The sequence below is a fragment of the bacterium genome (genome assembly GCA_035527515.1).
Taxonomy (GTDB): Bacteria; B130-G9; B130-G9; order B130-G9; family B130-G9; genus B130-G9.
Genome location: DATLAJ010000140.1, coordinates 1 through 16,515, shown reverse-complemented (window position 1 = coordinate 16,515; position 16,515 = coordinate 1). Strand labels below are relative to the sequence as shown.

General features: G+C 56.1%; 15 protein-coding genes. 3 read left to right on the top strand and 12 right to left on the bottom strand.

Annotation, left to right across the window (positions count from 1 at the left end; genetic code table 11):
* Positions 1 to 40 precede the first annotated feature (40 nt).
* Genes VM163_11340 through VM163_11325 form a run of 4 tightly spaced genes read right to left on the bottom strand, consistent with a single transcriptional unit; the run spans position 41 to position 4,588 of the window.
* Entirely contained in the window at positions 41 to 1,288 is a 1,248-nt protein-coding gene (locus VM163_11340) for a glycosyltransferase family A protein (GenBank protein HUT04474.1), read from the bottom strand.
* Positions 1,285 to 2,538 carry a glycosyltransferase gene (locus VM163_11335; protein ID HUT04473.1) on the bottom strand — a complete coding sequence of 418 codons (1,254 nt, stop codon included), beginning with the start codon at positions 2,536 to 2,538 and terminating at the stop codon, positions 1,285 to 1,287. The genes VM163_11340 and VM163_11335 overlap by 4 nt, the downstream gene beginning before the upstream one ends.
* Positions 2,539 to 2,595: 57 nt before the next feature.
* On the bottom strand, positions 2,596 to 3,297 hold the full coding sequence (locus VM163_11330) for a class I SAM-dependent methyltransferase (GenBank protein ID HUT04472.1): 702 nt from the start codon (positions 3,295 to 3,297) through the stop codon (positions 2,596 to 2,598).
* 49 nt (positions 3,298 to 3,346) lie between these two features.
* Complete coding sequence (locus tag VM163_11325) at positions 3,347 to 4,588, bottom strand: glycosyltransferase (protein ID HUT04471.1); 1,242 nt, start codon at positions 4,586 to 4,588, stop codon at positions 3,347 to 3,349.
* Positions 4,589 to 4,936: 348 nt separating this feature from the next.
* Between VM163_11325 and VM163_11320 the strand changes: the two genes are divergently transcribed.
* The 3 genes from VM163_11320 to VM163_11310 all read left to right on the top strand — a co-directional run bounded on the left by VM163_11320 (position 4,937) and on the right by VM163_11310 (position 8,152).
* Positions 4,937 to 5,746, top strand: a complete 810-nt coding sequence (locus VM163_11320) for a class I SAM-dependent methyltransferase (GenBank protein ID HUT04470.1) — start codon at positions 4,937 to 4,939, stop codon at positions 5,744 to 5,746.
* Positions 5,747 to 6,082: 336 nt separating this feature from the next.
* Positions 6,083 to 6,985 carry a glycosyltransferase family 4 protein gene (locus tag VM163_11315; protein HUT04469.1) on the top strand — a complete coding sequence of 301 codons (903 nt, stop codon included), beginning with the start codon at positions 6,083 to 6,085 and terminating at the stop codon, positions 6,983 to 6,985.
* 78 nt (positions 6,986 to 7,063) lie between these two features.
* The gene (locus tag VM163_11310; protein HUT04468.1) at positions 7,064 to 8,152 is read left to right on the top strand and encodes a polysaccharide pyruvyl transferase family protein; all 1,089 of its coding nucleotides are present in this window, start codon (positions 7,064 to 7,066) and stop codon (positions 8,150 to 8,152) included.
* A 54-nt stretch (positions 8,153 to 8,206) separates the two neighbouring features.
* Here the strand turns inward: VM163_11310 and VM163_11305 are convergent, their stop codons facing one another.
* From VM163_11305 to rpsD, 8 genes are all read right to left on the bottom strand, one after another.
* Positions 8,207 to 9,967: an ABC transporter ATP-binding protein gene (locus VM163_11305; protein HUT04467.1), complete on the bottom strand. Its 1,761-nt coding sequence runs from the start codon at positions 9,965 to 9,967 to the stop codon at positions 8,207 to 8,209.
* A 24-nt stretch (positions 9,968 to 9,991) separates the two neighbouring features.
* Positions 9,992 to 11,338, bottom strand: a complete 1,347-nt coding sequence (locus tag VM163_11300) for a nucleotide sugar dehydrogenase (protein ID HUT04466.1) — start codon at positions 11,336 to 11,338, stop codon at positions 9,992 to 9,994.
* The gene (locus tag VM163_11295) at positions 11,314 to 12,426 is read right to left on the bottom strand and encodes a DegT/DnrJ/EryC1/StrS family aminotransferase (GenBank protein HUT04465.1); all 1,113 of its coding nucleotides are present in this window, start codon (positions 12,424 to 12,426) and stop codon (positions 11,314 to 11,316) included. Before VM163_11295 ends, VM163_11300 begins: the two co-directional genes overlap by 25 nt.
* The gene (locus VM163_11290) at positions 12,426 to 13,028 is read right to left on the bottom strand and encodes a DapH/DapD/GlmU-related protein (GenBank protein HUT04464.1); all 603 of its coding nucleotides are present in this window, start codon (positions 13,026 to 13,028) and stop codon (positions 12,426 to 12,428) included. The genes VM163_11295 and VM163_11290 overlap by 1 nt, the downstream gene beginning before the upstream one ends.
* A gap of 1 nt (position 13,029) precedes the next feature.
* Entirely contained in the window at positions 13,030 to 14,010 is a 981-nt protein-coding gene (locus tag VM163_11285; GenBank protein ID HUT04463.1) for a Gfo/Idh/MocA family oxidoreductase, read from the bottom strand.
* A 220-nt stretch (positions 14,011 to 14,230) separates the two neighbouring features.
* Positions 14,231 to 14,623 (bottom strand): 50S ribosomal protein L17, encoded by a 393-nt coding sequence (gene rplQ, locus VM163_11280; GenBank protein ID HUT04462.1) that lies wholly within the window; start codon positions 14,621 to 14,623, stop codon positions 14,231 to 14,233.
* On the bottom strand, positions 14,620 to 15,900 hold the full coding sequence (locus VM163_11275) for a DNA-directed RNA polymerase subunit alpha (protein ID HUT04461.1): 1,281 nt from the start codon (positions 15,898 to 15,900) through the stop codon (positions 14,620 to 14,622). The genes rplQ and VM163_11275 overlap by 4 nt, the downstream gene beginning before the upstream one ends.
* A gap of 82 nt (positions 15,901 to 15,982) precedes the next feature.
* A partial coding sequence (gene rpsD, locus VM163_11270) for a 30S ribosomal protein S4 (GenBank protein ID HUT04460.1) occupies positions 15,983 to 16,515 on the bottom strand: 533 nt, incomplete at its 5' end.

Below are 16,515 nucleotides of genomic sequence, written 5' to 3'. Positions count from 1 at the left end.
CGCCCCTGCATTCGCTACGCCGCTCACGCCCCAGCCCCGTTCACTGGCGTTTGACCTTTCGCAGTATTGGCAGCGCCAGAACCACAAGGCTGGTGAGCCAGGGGCCGATAACAGTCTGAAAGACATGCCGCAGATGCGCATCGCGCGGACATCTCCCTCCAAGCAGCACCAGCGTCCGAAGGAGCCACCATCTAGCTGCCAACCCTCGTCTCCTAAAAAAAGCTCGCCTTGAGATGGCATAGGCAAGGGCGCCCTTCTTCCTGCGCTCGTTGTGGCAAAGCCGTCGCTCAGGCCCTATCTCGTCACGATTTACGAAGGAGGCGATCCGCTGCCACATCTCGCCGAACTTCGGGAACCAGCTCGAGTCCGGCAGCGGGAACGTGGGGTCCAGGTAGTATATGACCAGCGCCCAGCTCTCATATCTCTCAAACAGAGTTGGTTCATGCCCAAGCGCCGTCTTGATCGCGTCCTGAGCCATTGCGGTATCGCTGTGGACGAGATGGCCGCACGCTATCCTGAGCCAGGTCGTCGCCAGATGCTCGTTCTTGACGCGCTGCGGGACCGCATCGCCCATCGCCTCGAAATGCCGCCTCAGGGCCTTCAGGTGCATGGCCCATTGCTCTGCCGGATTCCCAGAAAGGCTCCCCGTTCTGACTGTGTAGAAGGCTACAACATCCCGATGAGGCATGAACCTGCACCCAGCCGCCCAGAGCTTGAACCGCAAGTCGGTGTCCATGGACCAGCGCATTGTCCCGTCGAAGCCGCCGACCTTCTCAAGCCACTCCCGCCGCACAAGAAAGGCAGAAGTGTGATAGAAGGGCGGGAACGGGCCTGTGCTGCGGTCTGACGTGGAGTCTTCCACCCGGAACGTCTTGATGGTCCGCCCATCGCGCGAATCGATCGCGCTCGAGACCCCATAAACCAGGCCAACGGAAGGGGTCTTGTCGAGATAGCCCGCCTGAACCTCCGCCTTATCGAGAGCAAATCGATCGTCAGAGTCTAAAAAACACAGGTACTTGCCGCAACTGGCCCTGATGCCCGCATTCCGGGAAGAGCCGGCGCCCTCGTTGTCCTGCGTTACAATAACAATTCTGTCCTTGTATCGCTCGAGGATCGCCGCCGTCCCATCGGTCGAGCCGTCGTTGACGACCACGACCTCCACGTCAGAAAGCGTCTGCGCAAGGGCGCTCTCGATGGCGTCCGTTATGTGCGCCTCGTCGTTATAGACAGGAATGATGATGCTGACTTTCGGTCGCTTCAGACCGTCCAGCTCGCCACCCGCCATCATTTGCCCGGCCCAGTCGAACTGCTTCTGCGCATCTTGCGAGCTATTCGGGCAAGTGCAGTGGACGCCCGACCCGATATGTGCCTCGTGAACCTCTTGAGCGTGGCCCAGTCCACCTGCTGAGGCAGATGTCCCCGACCATCAACTAGCGCAACTGCCAGCCATCTGAAGGCTTGATAAATCCTGCCAGTCGAGAACGCCTGACGGGACATCGCATAGGCCAGCGCTGATTTCACCGGGCTTAGACCACCGCCGTAGTGCCGACTATCACGCTTCCTAGCTAGCTTCCGAGCCAGAGCATCGTGCGCGGCCGAGACGATCCCCCGCCAGGCCGCACTGTAATCCTCGATGCCATTGCCCTTGGCCAACGGATACTTCAGGTCTAGCTGTCTTACCAAAGGGACCCAGTGCATCGGCGACTCAAGCAACCGGCGATCGTATCGCAGTGCCTCGAGCAGCGAATCCACAGCGAGATCAGGCTCCGAGCGGCTCAAATAGTATCCTGCCTGCTTCATCCAGATCGAGGCTAACTTGCGGACCCGGACCGGACGAGGCGCACGATGGCCCATCCTCGCGAAGTGCTGCCTATTGGCAAAGAGGGCGCACTTGGAGTGCTCGGGAACGTTCTGCGACATGCTTCCCGGTCGGACTCCCCGACGGGCGACCGCAACCTTGACCCGCCGAAAAACGCAGCCCGCCGCCCACAGCCGCCACCACATGTCGGAATCCTCAAGAGCCTTTAACCGCTCGTCAAACAGGCCAACCTTGTCGAACCATTCGCGGCGCACCATCACCGAGAAGACAGGGAAATGGGGAGGAAACACGTCGCTATTGGAGTCATGCTCGGGCCTGGCAAGCGAGAAATCGCGAAGAACCTTGCCTGTTACAATGTCAACATCGAGCCAGCCGGCGTAGCATAACCCGACCTCAGGCTCCTTCTCCAATACCGCCGCCTGAACCTCAACCTTCCGATGTAGAAGCGTGTCGTCCGAGTCTAGGAAACAAAGATATTTGCCGCGACTGGCCTTTATTCCGGTGTTCCTCGCGCCGGGCAGGCCGCGATTCTCCTGCCTGATGTGGACGATGCGTCCTTCATACTTCTCTAGGACCTCGGGCGTTCCGTCGGTCGAGCCGTCGTCAACTACAATCACCTCAACGTCCTTCAACGTCTGCAAAAGGGCGCTCTCGATGGCGTCCGCGACGTGCTGCTCGTCGTTATAGACAGGAATTATGACACTGACTAGCTTGCACATCCGCTTCAACCAAACACGTCACTTGCTTTTGCTCGAGCCGTCCACAAGGTGCGAACCTCACTCCTTCCTCCTGAACTTCGCCGACAGAATCCCATAGCGCTTCTGCGTGTTATCCTGATCGTAGAAAATCCCATCCCGAATGCTGTCGTACATGCCTCGCGATGATTTCTCGAAATGCCTCTCCTCTACCAGCTCCATCTGCGCGAGAAACTTCTCAATGACGTCCCAGGAATACGCTATCGGCTCGCAAGCTGTGGGATCGTGATTAACGTCCGTCAAGAGAAGGAATAAACCGCCTGGGGCGAGGACTCTGATTATCTCGCCCACCGTCCGGTCAAGGTCATCCACGTGGTCGAGCGAGTTGAAAGAACACACAACGTCGAAATAGCCGTCGCCAAAAGGAATCTGCTCTGCCCCTGAGGCGACGTAAGTCATCTTGTGCCTGTCAATCCCCAGCGCTCGATATGAATCCGCAAGCGGGTCCAGACCCACACGCTCGGAGGCCATGTCAGCCCACTCCAGGCTGCCTCGAGGGCCGCACCCAATATCTAGAACTTTTTTGCCGTGGAAAAAGGCCTCGTCGAGACCAAAATGTGTCGTATAGAAGAACGCGTAGTGGTTGTGAGATAAGGTCCCCTCATTTGCCTTGCGCGATTTCCAGTATTTTAGCTCGTGAGCAGCCTTTGTCTTATCCGCGCCTCGGGCCCTCGCCGCTACACTCCTCAGGATTCTACGAAGCCGACGTAGAGTTCTATTCATCGCAATTGGCTCCACAGGTGCTGAACATTAGTGAATTAAACTCCATTCTTCAGAGACAGAGGTCCGCTCGGCGCCCGGTGACTCGGTCCTTTGGCGACGGTGTCGCTCGACCATAGAATCTCCTGACAAGCAGCCAGGCAAAACCCGGCGCGTGCGCCACTCGACCCTTCAGTGTCCCCACAATAAACCACCTAAGCGTCTGAAACAACCTCCCAGAGATGGCTGCGTGGAGTGAGAGTGCGTATGCCAGGGCCCACGTTGCTTTCCGCAAGCCTTCTGGTTCTGTGCGACTATCTCTGCCGCCCAGAACATCGCTGATAAGGGCTTTGAGCTGCCGCCAGACGGATGTGAAGCTCTTGATCCCTTCGCCCTCGGCAAACGGATACTTCAGGTCAAGCTGCCCGAGCAACTGTAGCCAATATGTGCGCTCGCCCAGGAGATGCCGGTCGTATCGCAGAGCATCTTTGAGTGCTTGTTCAGCGTGATCGATATCCCCCTTCACAATGTAATGCCCTGCCAACTTCATTGAGACTCCAGCTAGTCTGCGTATGCGAACCGCGCGACTCGCTCTCGAGCCAATCATGGCGAAATACTTCCGGTATACAATAAGCGTGGACTTGCAGGCCTGGGGCACGTTTCTCGATAAGCTTGCAGGTCTCACGCCGCGCACCGCGTGGACCCCCTTTACACGCCGGAAGACACACCCTGCGGCCCACAGACGCCACCACAGGTCTGTATCCTCAGCGTTCCTGAATCGCTCATCAAAGACCCCAACTCTCTCCAGCCATTCTCTCCGCAAGAGCGCCGCAAAATACGGGAAGTGGGGAGGGAACACGTTTGTAGTAGGATCGCCTTCAGGTTTCACATCAGAGTAATCATTGAGCACACGCCCAGTTTCAACGTCCACGTCAAGCCAACCGCTGTAACAGAGCCCCACATCCGGGTGTTCATCCAAGAATGCTGACTGCACTTCGACCTTGTTGGGCATGTAGGTATCGTCCGAATCCAGAAAGCAAACATATCTGCCTCCGCTGGCAAGGATGCCAGCATTTCGCGCAGCCCCCTGGCCAGAATTGCTCTGCGTCAGGCACGTGATACGGCCCTCATACCCCCTGAGCACAGCGCAAGTCCCGTCGGTCGAGCCGTCATCAACAACTATTATCTCAATCTCCCTCAGGGTTTGCCCCAGCACGCTTTCGATCGCATCTGCGATGTGCGCCTCATCGTTATACACGGGGATAACGATGCTCACTTTCGGCTTTCGCTCGACAGTATCTTCCAAAGCGTCCATCAACCTGGGAGCTCCCTAACCCAGCTAAGGCCTAATCACGAATCCACCCGGAACCTATCTGAGCGCCCGCCTTGCCCCGCCAATTCCATTGTCATCCCAGCAAAGGCCAGCAGGCAATTACATGCTGAAATCGGAACTCATAGCAGAGGAGATTCTTTCAATCTCGAGGTCAGAACTCAACTCTTTTTTGGCGCCAGGTTCTCAGACCACCCCCCAGGGCGCCCGGGCGCTTGAAGTGCACCGCAAATCGTTGTAGATTCTGAATGAATGATGAGAGCCTTAGAGGCCCAAGAGGACAGGTTCGGGCGCGGTCAGACGTAGTTTTTTGGGGCAAGTAGCAGGTCTATTATGAAAGGATTCCTTAAGACGAGCCTACAAACTGTTTTGGGCAAGGGGGGCTACCGGACGGCGAGGAGCGCGTATTATGCGTTCAGGAGATGGCTCAAGACGCGTCATCGGAGGGCGATGGACAGGTTGTATTGGCTCAGGAAATACGGACTCCGCCACTACTCAATCTATGGACACCGTCTCGTCCCAAGCGGGTTTCCCGAGGACCATGCCGTTGCTCTCTACGATGTGGCCAAGAGTCTGCCCGACATCAGTCCGGTTCTGGTGGAAATAGGCTCTTGGCTTGGGAAATCATCTGTTGTGCTCTCGCGCGCGATAAAGAACAAAAAGGGGGCTGTTCTCTTCTGCATAGACCCATTCAATGCGGACGGTGATCCATCGTCAGCAGCGCACTACCACGACGTGAGCCAGAAAACAGATGTCCCGCTGCTCGAGCAGTTCATCCACAATATCAAGCGATACGGCTCCTACAAACATGTGAGAGCGCTCAGGGGCTACAGCACCGATTTCTCTAGCGATTGGAATAGGCCAATAGACCTACTATTTATCGACGGCAACCATTCTTACGAGTCGGTTCGGCGCGATTTTCTCGAGTGGTCTCCCTTCATCAAGCCCGGCGGTTATTTGGTGATGCATGATGCCAGCTTCGACCCCAATTTCAGGCACCAAGACCCTATTAGGGTCGCCAGGGAATTCGTCCTGAATAACAGCGAATGGGTTGACCATAAACAGATCCGGCACATGCTCATCGTGCGGAAGGCTCAAGACCGTTCAGAAACATCCCCCGTTCATGAGACCGCGCGACTATAGAGAATGACAGGGCGCACCAGACCTGAGCTGAGGGTGGCAAGCGTCGGAGGCGCGGCGCCGACCTTCCCTGCTAGGAAGTTTGAGCCGTTGCTCAAGCGCGGTCTGGATATAACGCTGTTTCTATATCGGCAATGCACATACCCCCCAGAGAGGGCCGCCTTGGCGCGCTACCCATCTCGGGTCAAATACCTCCGAAAGAAGACCTCAATATGGAGATCGACAATCGAGCTGGGCGGTGGTTTGCTGCGAAAGGGCCTGACGTCTCCAGGGAAAACTTCAAAGCTGATCGCCGCAATTTTCGCTCGTCACGGATTGAGCCGCAAAGCAGGCGGGTGTTTGCGAAGGCTCCTTCCCTATTTCGGCGAGGGCTTCGATATTGTGCACCTCGAGGATGGTTGGCTTGCCCAAGAGCTGCTCGATCTCATCCTCCTAAAGAAGGCTCTGGGGGTTAAGGTCATAGTGAGCTTCAGGGGAGCAGACCTATTTGTCAATTCGCTGTTCAACGCAGATACCTGCAAAACTCTGCTTCAGGTCTCAGACGACGTGCATTTCGTGTCCGAGGCACTGATGCTGCGGGCAAGAGAGCTTGGGCTTTCCGAGTCGCGAGGCAGAGTGATCCTTCCCGGAGTGGACCCTGCGGTTTTTGACCGTGGTTGCATACCATATCCGCCGCCCAAGGACGGGACAGGAAGTGCACTTAGACTACTCAGTGTTGGTCGATTGGATTGGGGAAAAGGATATGAATACGGTCTGAAGGCCGCATCAATCGTCGCACAGCGCGGTGTGAAATTGCGCTACGACATTGTGGGCGGCGGCACGCTCCGGGATGCGCTGCGCTATGCGGTGTGGCAAATGGGCTTGGAGGGTGCAGTGCAGTTCCATGGGGACTTGCCAAGAGACAAGATACTACCACTATTGCGTCAAACAGACATATACCTACAGTCGTCGGTGCGGGAAGGGCTCCCAAACACCGTTCTAGAGGCCCAGAGCTTCAAAGTGCCGGTAGTGTGCACAGACGCCGGAGGAACGGCCGAGGCGCTCGAGGAGGGCGTTACTGGCTTTGTCGTTCCGACGCGCGATCCCCAAGCGCTTGCGGATAGAATCTGTGAATTGGCTGGTGATGAGGACCTGCGGGTCAGAATGGGCGCCCAGGGCAGAAAGCGAGTTCTGGCGGGATTCACTCTTGAGCAACAAGCCGCGCGGTTTTTGGAGTTCTATAAAGAGGTTGCGAATAGATAAAAGATCGCGCTGGAGCACGATAGAATCGACTGATCATCGTGCACGAGCAACAAGTTCTTGGTCCGGGGAAGATACACAATGAAGCTACTAAAGAAGGCCAAAATATACTGGGAGCTGGGCAACCCGTTCAAACGCCGCATCGCTTATATCGGCTGGACTGGCCACGAGAACCTGGGCGACGAGATGCTGCTCGAGGCATACAAGCGGCTGTTCGCAGGTTACCATTTCATGCCGCTTTTTCACCTCTCGCCGGGCAAGAAAGCGCTATATAAAAGATTAACTGGCCGGGAAGTATTCCCCGCGGGCTGCCTCGGCGGGGGCACTCTAATAAACCGAGACAAAGGCTATCTCAGAGAGTTCGCCAGGCTAGTCAAGGAGTGTCCTACGAGATTCTGTCTGGGCACTGGCGTTGCCAATCCTGAGTTCTGGGCTGCGGGTCAAAAGGACTGGGAAGATGATCTCCGAGCGTGGGTTGAGCTGCTGCGACAGGCACAGTTCGTGGGGGTCCGCGGCCCGATGGGTGCCGGTGTTCTCAAGGAGGCTGGGCTGCAAAATGTGGAGGTCGTGGGCGATTCTGCCCTCATTTTGGCGAGGGAATCTTACCGCACAACGGCCGAGGAGAAGCTTCTCGGGGTCAATGTCGGCACCTCCCGCGGTAATGTGTGGGGGACAGAAGATGAGATGTTAGATAGAATCGCGCAAGTGTGCAGGGCTCTTCGCTCAAGGGGTTGGACAATCCTGTTCCTGTGCGTATGGCCTTATGACATGGATAGCATAACCGCACTGGCTAAACTGATCGGAATACACGAGCCCGAGATCCATCTCATCGCGACCGACGTAGAACATGCGCTCGACGTCTGTGAACGCTGCACCACGTTCATCGGAATGAAGCTTCACTCGGTCGTAACTGCTCTCTGTGCCGGGGTCCCCTCGATAATGATTGAGTATAGACCCAAGTGCCGGGATTTCATGGCCTCGCTCAACCTTCAGAAGTATTCCTTTCGTTCAGACGCGCTGGATGTCGATCACCTGGTCAACCTCTCTGAGTGGCTCGCCTCCAATCGAACTGCGGTTCAGGATGAGACGCGTAAGCGAATCATCGAGTTCAAGCAGCGACTGACGGATGGAGCTAGCAAGATCAAGGAGATCATCCGTCCGGCCTCCTAAGACCCTTGGAGTTAATCTTCTCACAGACCCTATACTCTGTCGTCCCGTGCCAGCCTATTGCTCACTGGTTTGCCTCGTCTGCCGTTGCTGTGCCTTCCAGAGCTCTTGGTACGTCGGGCTCGTCTTCAGAAGCTCCTCGTGAGGCGCGAACGCCTCAACAGTTCCCTTGGCAAGGACAAGTATCTTGTCCGCCTCACGAAGCGTCGAGAGACGATGCGCCACGACTAGGGTGGTGCACTTCTGCATAAGCTTATCAAGCGACTCTTGCACCTGCCTTTCGGTCTTGGAGTCCAGCGCGCTCGTCGCCTCGTCCAGAAGCAATATCGGAGCGTTTTTGAGGATTGCTCTTGCGATGTTGATACGCTGCTTCTGCCCGACCGACACGTCCGCCCTGGTTGGGCCTATCACCGTGTCATATCCATCTGGCCACGAGGCTATGTCGTCATGTATGTTAGCAGCCTGGGCCGCGGCCCGGACTTCCTCGTCTGTCGCGTCAGGCCGGCCATAGCGTATATTCTCCATCAGTGAAACCTGAAACAGGAATGGCTCCTGAGTAACAATTGCGAGGTTTCTCATCAAGTCGTTGACCTTGATTTTTCTCAAGTCTGTCCTATCTAGGAGAATCCTCCCTTCTGTGGGATCAAAAAACCTCGCCACAAGGTTCAACAGTGTTGTCTTGCCAACACCAGACGGCCCAACGATGCCAATCGTCTCACCTGACTTGACGGTGAAACTAACATTCCTCAGAACAGGTTCTGAATCGTAAGAATAGCCTACGTTCTGAAACTGCATTGTTCGCGGAGGTGCGGTCAATGCCACAGCGTCCTTGCCGTCCTTGATCTCGGGCTTTTCTGCGAGAAACATGTCTATTTTATCAATGGCAACGCTCTGGATCTTAATCTGGGAATAGACGTTGAGTATCTGCCTTGTGCTGCCCAGAACGACCTGAAGCGCAACGATGAAGATAATGAAGGCCGGGATGTCCATCTTGCCGGCCGACACCCGCATCCCACCAAGTATGATGACAAAAAAGATGCCGAAGCCGCTTAGACTGTCAAGTAGGACGGCGGCTGTTGACTGACGTTTCACGATGCCCATCGACGCCTTTAGGAGCGCCATTGCCGATCTATGGCAGGCTTTCGCCTCGCGATGCTCACCCTGGAAAACCTTGACGATCCTTATCCCCGAGAGAACCTGAAACAGAAGGTTTGTTATCGTTACGCCCTGAAATCGGCTCTCCTCAGCATGTTTGTATATGGATGACCCTATGCGCATCAACGGAAAAATGGCAAATGGCAGGCCAATCAGGCCCCACATCGCAAGAACCGGGTCGAGTGTGAGAGCCACAACGAACAAACTCCCAACCTGAATCGAGGAAATGACCAGCCCAGCGGTGTGGTGCACCAACAGCCTTAGCGAGGCGGCATCGGTGTTCACAGCGCGTAGTATCTGCGCCTTGCTATAACGGTTAAAAAAACCAAGAGAGAGCTTCAAGAGGTGTTCAACGAGATCGAGGCGCAGCCCCATCTCAACCCGCCGGCCGAGCTCGGCCTGAAGCACTTTCGCGTAGTAATCAGCCGCGCTGCGGCCGATCCAGCAGACGAGTATGATGCCGGCGACGCCTGCCAGCTTCAGCCAGAGACCCTCGGAGCTAGCCGCGGCCGAGGCGCCCAAGGCCTTTTTCAGGAAACTCTGTATCAGCTTGAAAAACACAGCAATCAAGCCGGCCCTGAGACTCGCGGAGATGACAAACGCTAGCGTCAGCAGACGGTGCCGCCACATCAGCTTGAACGCGAGTCGCAGCTTCTGAATCATGGGCGGCCTAACACGACAGCGGTTCTACGCAGAGACTATCCGCTCCCGATGCTCCTTGACGGCACTCGTCGCGTTGCGAGTATCGACCACAAGCGAGGCGTTATCCACAATGAACTGGGCCTTTTCGCGATAGACGCTGTGGTCTGTAACCACCAGGACGCAGTCCGCCTCTGCGAGGGCCTCCGCGCTCAACTCGACGGAGGACTTCGGGATTTTGTATTTCCGCATCATCGGGAGCTCGGGAATGAACGGATCGTTGTAGGAAACTTCAGCCCCACGCTCCATCAACAGCTCCATTATCTGCATCGCTGGTGACTCTCTGATGTCATCCACGTCCGGCTTGTATGCGACGCCAAGAACCAGGACCTTTGAGCCGTTGACGCTCTTTCTGCGCTCGTTCAAAGCGAGCGTCAGCCTCTCCACCACGTAGTACGGCACTGACGTGTTCACCTCGCCCGCTAGCTCGATGAACCTCGTGGCGAAATCAAACTCCTTCGCCTTCCAAGACAGGTAGAACGGGTCAATCGGGATGCAGTGCCCACCCAGCCCTGGCCCCGGATAGAAGGCGTGAAAGCCGAATGGCTTTGTCGATGCCGCCCTAATAACCTCCCAAACGTCGATACCCATCCGCGTGAAGAGCATCTTCAGCTCGTTGACGAGCGCTATGTTCACGCTCCGATAGATGTTCTCCAATAGTTTGGTCGATTCTGCGACCTCGGCGGACGACACGACAACAGTCTCCTGCACAATTGACGAATAAAGAACGTCCGCGAGCGCGGTGCAATTCGGCGTTAGCCCGCCAACGACCTTTGGGATCGTCCCAGTCGAGAATTTTTTGTTAGCAGGGTCCTCCCTCTCTGGCGAGAAGGCAAGAAAGAAGTCCTTCCCCACCTCTAGGTCGTTATGGGCCGTGAGTATCGGCAGGACAACTTCCCTCGTGGTGCCAGGATAAGTTGTGCTCTCCAAAACAACCAGATGCCCTTTCCTGAGACGTGTCGCGATGCTCTTGGCCGTGCCCTCGATGTAGGATAGGTCAGGCTCTTTCATCGCCGTCAGCGGCGTGGGGACGCAAATAATAATACAATCAGTCTCCGCAAGCTTGTCAAAATCCATAGTCGCGCTGAACCGGCCGCTCTGAATGTGCGACGCGATCTTCTCCGACGGTATGTGCCCGATGTAGCTCTTGCCCGCGTTGAGCATGTCAACCTTGCGACGGTCTATGTCAAAGCCCGTTACGGTGAAGCCCTGAGTGGAGAACTCGTGCACAAGCGGCAGCCCGACGTATCCAAGTCCAACAACCCCAACCCTAGCTTGCCTGCCCTTTATTCTGGCAATCAGCTGATCCTTCACTTCAACCCCTCCAACACACATTTAACAACGTAGCTCAGCTGCTCGTCTGCAAGCTCAGGGTAGATAGGCAGAGCGAGCGTCTCACGCGCCGCCGCCTCCGATTCTGGAAAATCGCCCATATTGTATCCTAAAAATGCATAACACTTCTGCAAGTGCAGCGGCACAGGGTAGTACACCTCACACCCCACACCGTGCTCCTTGAGGTATCGCATCACCCTATCCCGAGCCTCTGTCCGTATCACATATTGGTTGTATATCGAACGGTTCCCATCGCGCACCTTCGGGCTCTCGATCCCGCTTTCGGCAAACGCCTCGTCGTAGAACCCAGCGTTTTGCCGTCTAGCATCGCTCCAACCATCGAGGTACTTCAGCTTAACCCTTAGCACTGCCGCCTGAATTGCGTCCAGCCTGCTGTTTGCGCCGATGAGACTGTGATGGTATTTGGGCTTGCTGCCGTGAGCGCGAAGCATCCGAACCTTCTCGGCTAGGCCCTCATCGTTGGTCACGACCATCCCCCCGTCCCCGTAAGCGCCAAGGTTCTTGCTCGGGAAAAACGAGAAACAACCCAAATGACCCATCGCACCCGCAGCCGCCCACGCGCCATCGAGCTTGGTCTTTGAACCGATCGACTGCGCCGCATCCTCTATGACATAAAGGCCGTGCTCGTCGGCGATCTCAAGAATGGGACCCATGTCGGCACACTGACCGAAAAGGTGGACGGGGATGAGAGCCTTCGTCCTGGGCGTTATCCGGGACTCGATCAGCGAGGGATCGATGTTGTAGGTCTCTGCGTCAATATCGACGAATACGGGGATGGCGCCGACACGAGAGATTGAGCCAGCCGTGGAGAAGAACGTGTAGGGCGTGGTTATCACCTCATCCCCGAGCGACACGCCAGCCGCCATGAGGCTCAGAAGGATCGAGTCCGTTCCCGAGGCGCACCCCACGCCGAACTTGGCTCCGCTGTATTCGGAGACCTCCTGTTCGAGCTTCTGCACTTCAGGGCCAAGCACGAACACTTGCGTCTCCAAAACCCTGTCTATGGCCTGTTTGACCTCATCCCTTATCTTCGCGAACTGTGGCTTTAGGTCAAGCAGTGGAACCTGCACTATCGCCTCCTCACTGTCCTTCCTTCAATTACGTATTCGCGCCCACACTCGGGACATCGAGCCTCACAATCGCTTGAGAAGACAAGCCGCACGCCGCACTCGCAGGCCCAACCCTTCACAACCGCCGGCACGCCATAAACCAGCGCATAATCGGGCACGTCCCGACTCACAACCGACCCTGCCCCGACAAAAGCATGGCGGCCAATCGTAACCCCGCAGATGACCGTGGCGTTCGCCCCGATCGAGGCGCCTCTCTTTACAATCGTCCGAATATAGTCGCTGCTCGTGTTACGCACGACCGCCGATCTGGGCGTCTTGACGTTCGTGAAAACCATCGATGGCCCGCAGAACACGTCGTCCTCGAGAATAACCCCCTCGTAAAGCGACACATTATTCTGAATCTTGCAGTTGTCGCCAAGAACAGCGCCTTTCGCCACAAAAACGTTCTGTCCCAGCTTGCAGCGCTTCCCAATCTTGGCTCCGGCCATTATGTGTGAGAAGTGCCAGACCTGTGTGCCCTCGCCTATCTCGGACCCGGGGTCCACAGCCGACGTCTCGTGAACGAAATAGCCCTTCTGCCGCGCCGTCATCTCCTCTGTCATCTCATTGCCTCAACGCCTGATCTGCCCTCTCAAGCACTCTGACAACCCTCAGACCGTCTCTTCCGTCTGTGAGCGGCCTGTCGCCCGACTCCACGCAACTTAGGAAATGCTCGCATTCTATTCCAAGCGGCTCCTTAACATCTATCCTAGGCGAGTAGATGTCCCCGAACCGCACCGTAATCGAGTCCCCGTAGGAATCATAAGACGGCAACCTGACGCCCTTATCATATATCTTCAGCTTCTCCATCGACTCAACATCGTCAAACACAACCATCTTCTCGCTGCCCACAACCGTCAAGCGCCTCACCTTGTGCGGGTCCAGCCAGCTGACCTGGACGTGTGCCATCTTGCCGCCTGGGAAGTGAAGCGTCAGAAACACAACGTCCTCAATCCCCGACTGCAAGTAGGCCTGACCGTCCGCTGAGACACTTGTAGGCTCTTCGTCCAAAAGATACATCGCAACGGAGAGATCGTGCGGTGCGAAGCTCCAAAGCGCGCTCTCGTCCGACCGGACCCTGCCGAGGTTCGTCCGCTGGGAATAAAGATAATAGACCTCGCCCAGCTCCCCAGCCCGAATGAGCTCCTTCAACCTCGTAATTGCCGGATGATAGAGCAGAAGGTGGCCAACCATCAGCGTAAGACCTCTGCCCTCTGAAAGCTCGATTAGGCTCTCAGCATCGCGTGAGGCGAGCGACATCGGCTTCTCGACAAAGACATGCTTGCCAGAAAGAAGCGCAGCCCTTGCTTGCTCGTAGTGCAGTTTGGCCGGCGATGCAATGGCGACAGCATCAACCGCATCATCCCGTAGAACGTCAGCAAATGACGCCGTTGCCTTACAGCTGGGATATGCTTTCGCTACTCCTCGCCGGACTTCAGGATCGACGTCGCAGCAGTAAAGCAGCTTGCAGCGCGGAAGGGCGGCAAACGTGCGCACAAGGTTCCTTCCCCACGCCCCAGAGCCAACGCACCCTATGTTTATCACACCACTAGCTCCCGGTCAGCGTTCAAAAAGCGCCCTGCCCGTCAAAGCACAACTAGTATCTTAAGTCAATCTGGCCTTTAAGACGCGTTGGATCAATCCAATCTCCACAACTATATGTGCGCTACGGGCCTCTGCTCAAGCGAGATAGCACGAATCCGGCACGTCAACAAAGTCAAGTGATCGACAAGCATTGCTGCCCTCACACATGACACGCTAGAGCCTACTTCTTAGCCTTCTTCTTGGCCTTCTCCTCGGGCGCCCTCTCAACAAGCTCAATAAGAGCCATGCTGGCGCTATCGCCCTGCCGGCGGCCAAGTTTGAACATCCTCGTGTAGCCGCCTGGGCGGTCCACAAACCTGGGCGCTATCTCGGTGAACAGCTTCTTGTGCACAGCCTTGTCCGAGATATGCCTCGCTGCGAGCCGCTTAGCGTGCAAGCTGTCCTTCTTGCCAAGAGTTATGAGGCGCTCAGAGAAACGGCGCGTCTCTTTTGCCTTGGCCAGTGTGGTGCATATCCGCTCATGCCTGAACAGCGCAGTCGCAAGATTGCGCAATAGCGCTGTCCTATGCGCGGTATCTCTACTAAGCTTCCTCCCAGAGACCCTGTGCCTCATTTGCTCTCTTCTCCCTGTTCACCTTCTTGACTCTCAGGGCTAGCCGCAACCGCTGGAGCTTCCTTCTTTTGCGGCGTCCTTGCCCGCTTTTTCTTGGGAGGTGAGGCTGCCTGCTGCTGTTTTTCCTGCGACTCCTCCTCCTCCTGAGGCTCCTCCTGTTTGGCGTCCGGCTGTTTGGACTTACTGGTGCTGGGCGCCCGCTTCCGGGGTTTTGCCTTTCCCGCCTTAGCTTCCTTGTTCGGCTCGGCCTTCTCCGGCGGTCCGTCTTCTTCCAGCTCTTCCTCCGCACCTTGCCCTGCTTGCAGATACGGTTCTAGCTCCTCGATCTGACTCAGGTCCTGGCTCAAGCCAAGGTCCAGCTCTGCCAAGACCTTCTTAACCTCCCGAAGCGACTCCTTGCCAAAGTTCTCCAACTTCAAAAGTTCCTGGTCTGTCTTGCTTACTAGCTGAGCCACAGAAACAATCTTGGTCGCCCGCAAGCAATTCATCGGCCTCGACCCGAGGTCCAGTTCCTCGATGCTCTTCTTCAAATTCGGATTGATCTCAATCTTCTCCTCCCTCTTCTCCTCCTCCTCAGGTTCCGCCGGCTCCTCAAACGTAATGAAGTTCAAAAAGATGTCCTTCAGTATCTTCGAGGCGTGCGCAGTTGCATCAAGCGGGTCGATGCTTCCGTCTGTCCAGACCTCAAGAAGAAGCCGGTCATAGTCGGCGCGTTGAAGATGCAGAACGTTCTGAACCCTGAAATCGACCTTCGTGATTGGCGAGAAAACTGAATCAACGGCTATCCAACCCTCTGGCAGATCATCAAGAACGTGCTGCTCAGCGGGCACGTATCCGCGGCCATATTCGATTCTTATGGCAAGGTTAAGCTTAGCTCCCTCGTCCAGCTCCGCGATGTGGATATCAGGGCTGAGCAGCTCCACGTCAGGGTCAGGCTTTATGTCCGCAGCTGTCACTTTCCGGGGGCCTTTGGCGCTTAAGTAAACCACCTTGGGGTGAAACACCGAGAGCTTCGCCCTCAATTTCCTAATGTTCAGGATTATCTCTGTCGCGTCCTCCACTACGCCCGGCACAGCCGAGAATTGATGCTGAGCGCCCTCTATCTCGACGGCCGTTACCGACCACCCCTTCAAGGAGGACAGAAGCACCCTTCTGAGCGAGTTGCCAATGGTAACTCCAAACCCGCGTTCAAAAGGCTCCGCCGTGAATCTCCCATAAAACTGGGTAGCCTCCTGTGTGACAAAGCCCTTGGGCTTGTTTATCCCTTTCCAATGCATCCTATTTCTGCCCTCCAGTTACGGACAACTGCCAAATCCCCTGCCACGTCCTGCACAATGCAGAACGGCCAAAACGCCACTACTAAGAGTAGAGCTCCACGATCAACTGCTCCTTGATCGGGATATCAACGATGTCCTCTCGCCTGGGCTGCTCCCTAACGAACACCGTGAACTCCTCATCATTGGCCTCCAACCAACGGGGCCGAAATTTGCCTCTGCTCCCCATGGTCTCCATTGCGTTGAAAACGGGACAGTGCTTTTTCTCCCTGCTCTTCTCACGCACCGAGACCACTTGACCAGGCCGTAACCTATAGGACGGAATGTTCACGACCCTGCCGTCAACTTGAAAATGCCTATGTCCCACAAGCTGTCTGGCCTGAGAACGTGATACTGCAAACCCGGCGCGATACACAACGTTGTCAAGCCTTAGCTCAAGAATTTGCAGAAGATTCTCGCCTGTAACGCCCCGCATGCGTTCCGCCTCAACGAAGGTCTTCTTGAACTGCCGCTCCAGAAGTCCGTAGTAAAGCCGAACCTTCTGCTTTTCCCGAAGCCGAACTCGATAGTCCGACTCCTTCCGACGCCGCCGGCCGTGTGCCCCCGGTGCATATTTGT

Bases quoted from the DNA above. Each gene is read 5' to 3' on its own strand.
- VM163_11340 (HUT04474.1), bottom strand. From the start codon at position 1,288: ATGATGGCGGGTGGCGAGCTGGACGGTCTGAAGCGACCGAAAGTCAGC.
- VM163_11335 (HUT04473.1), bottom strand. From the start codon at position 2,538: ATGTGCAAGCTAGTCAGTGTCATAATTCCTGTCTATAACGACGAGCAG.
- VM163_11330 (HUT04472.1), bottom strand. From the start codon at position 3,297: ATGAATAGAACTCTACGTCGGCTTCGTAGAATCCTGAGGAGTGTAGCG.
- VM163_11325 (HUT04471.1), bottom strand. From the start codon at position 4,588: ATGGACGCTTTGGAAGATACTGTCGAGCGAAAGCCGAAAGTGAGCATC.
- VM163_11320 (HUT04470.1), top strand. From the start codon at position 4,937: ATGAAAGGATTCCTTAAGACGAGCCTACAAACTGTTTTGGGCAAGGGG.
- VM163_11310 (HUT04468.1), top strand. From the start codon at position 7,064: ATGAAGCTACTAAAGAAGGCCAAAATATACTGGGAGCTGGGCAACCCG.
- VM163_11305 (HUT04467.1), bottom strand. From the start codon at position 9,967: ATGATTCAGAAGCTGCGACTCGCGTTCAAGCTGATGTGGCGGCACCGT.
- VM163_11300 (HUT04466.1), bottom strand. From the start codon at position 11,338: ATGTGTGTTGGAGGGGTTGAAGTGAAGGATCAGCTGATTGCCAGAATA.
- VM163_11290 (HUT04464.1), bottom strand. From the start codon at position 13,028: ATGACAGAGGAGATGACGGCGCGGCAGAAGGGCTATTTCGTTCACGAG.
- rplQ (HUT04462.1), bottom strand. From the start codon at position 14,623: ATGAGGCACAGGGTCTCTGGGAGGAAGCTTAGTAGAGATACCGCGCAT.
- VM163_11275 (HUT04461.1), bottom strand. From the start codon at position 15,900: ATGCATTGGAAAGGGATAAACAAGCCCAAGGGCTTTGTCACACAGGAG.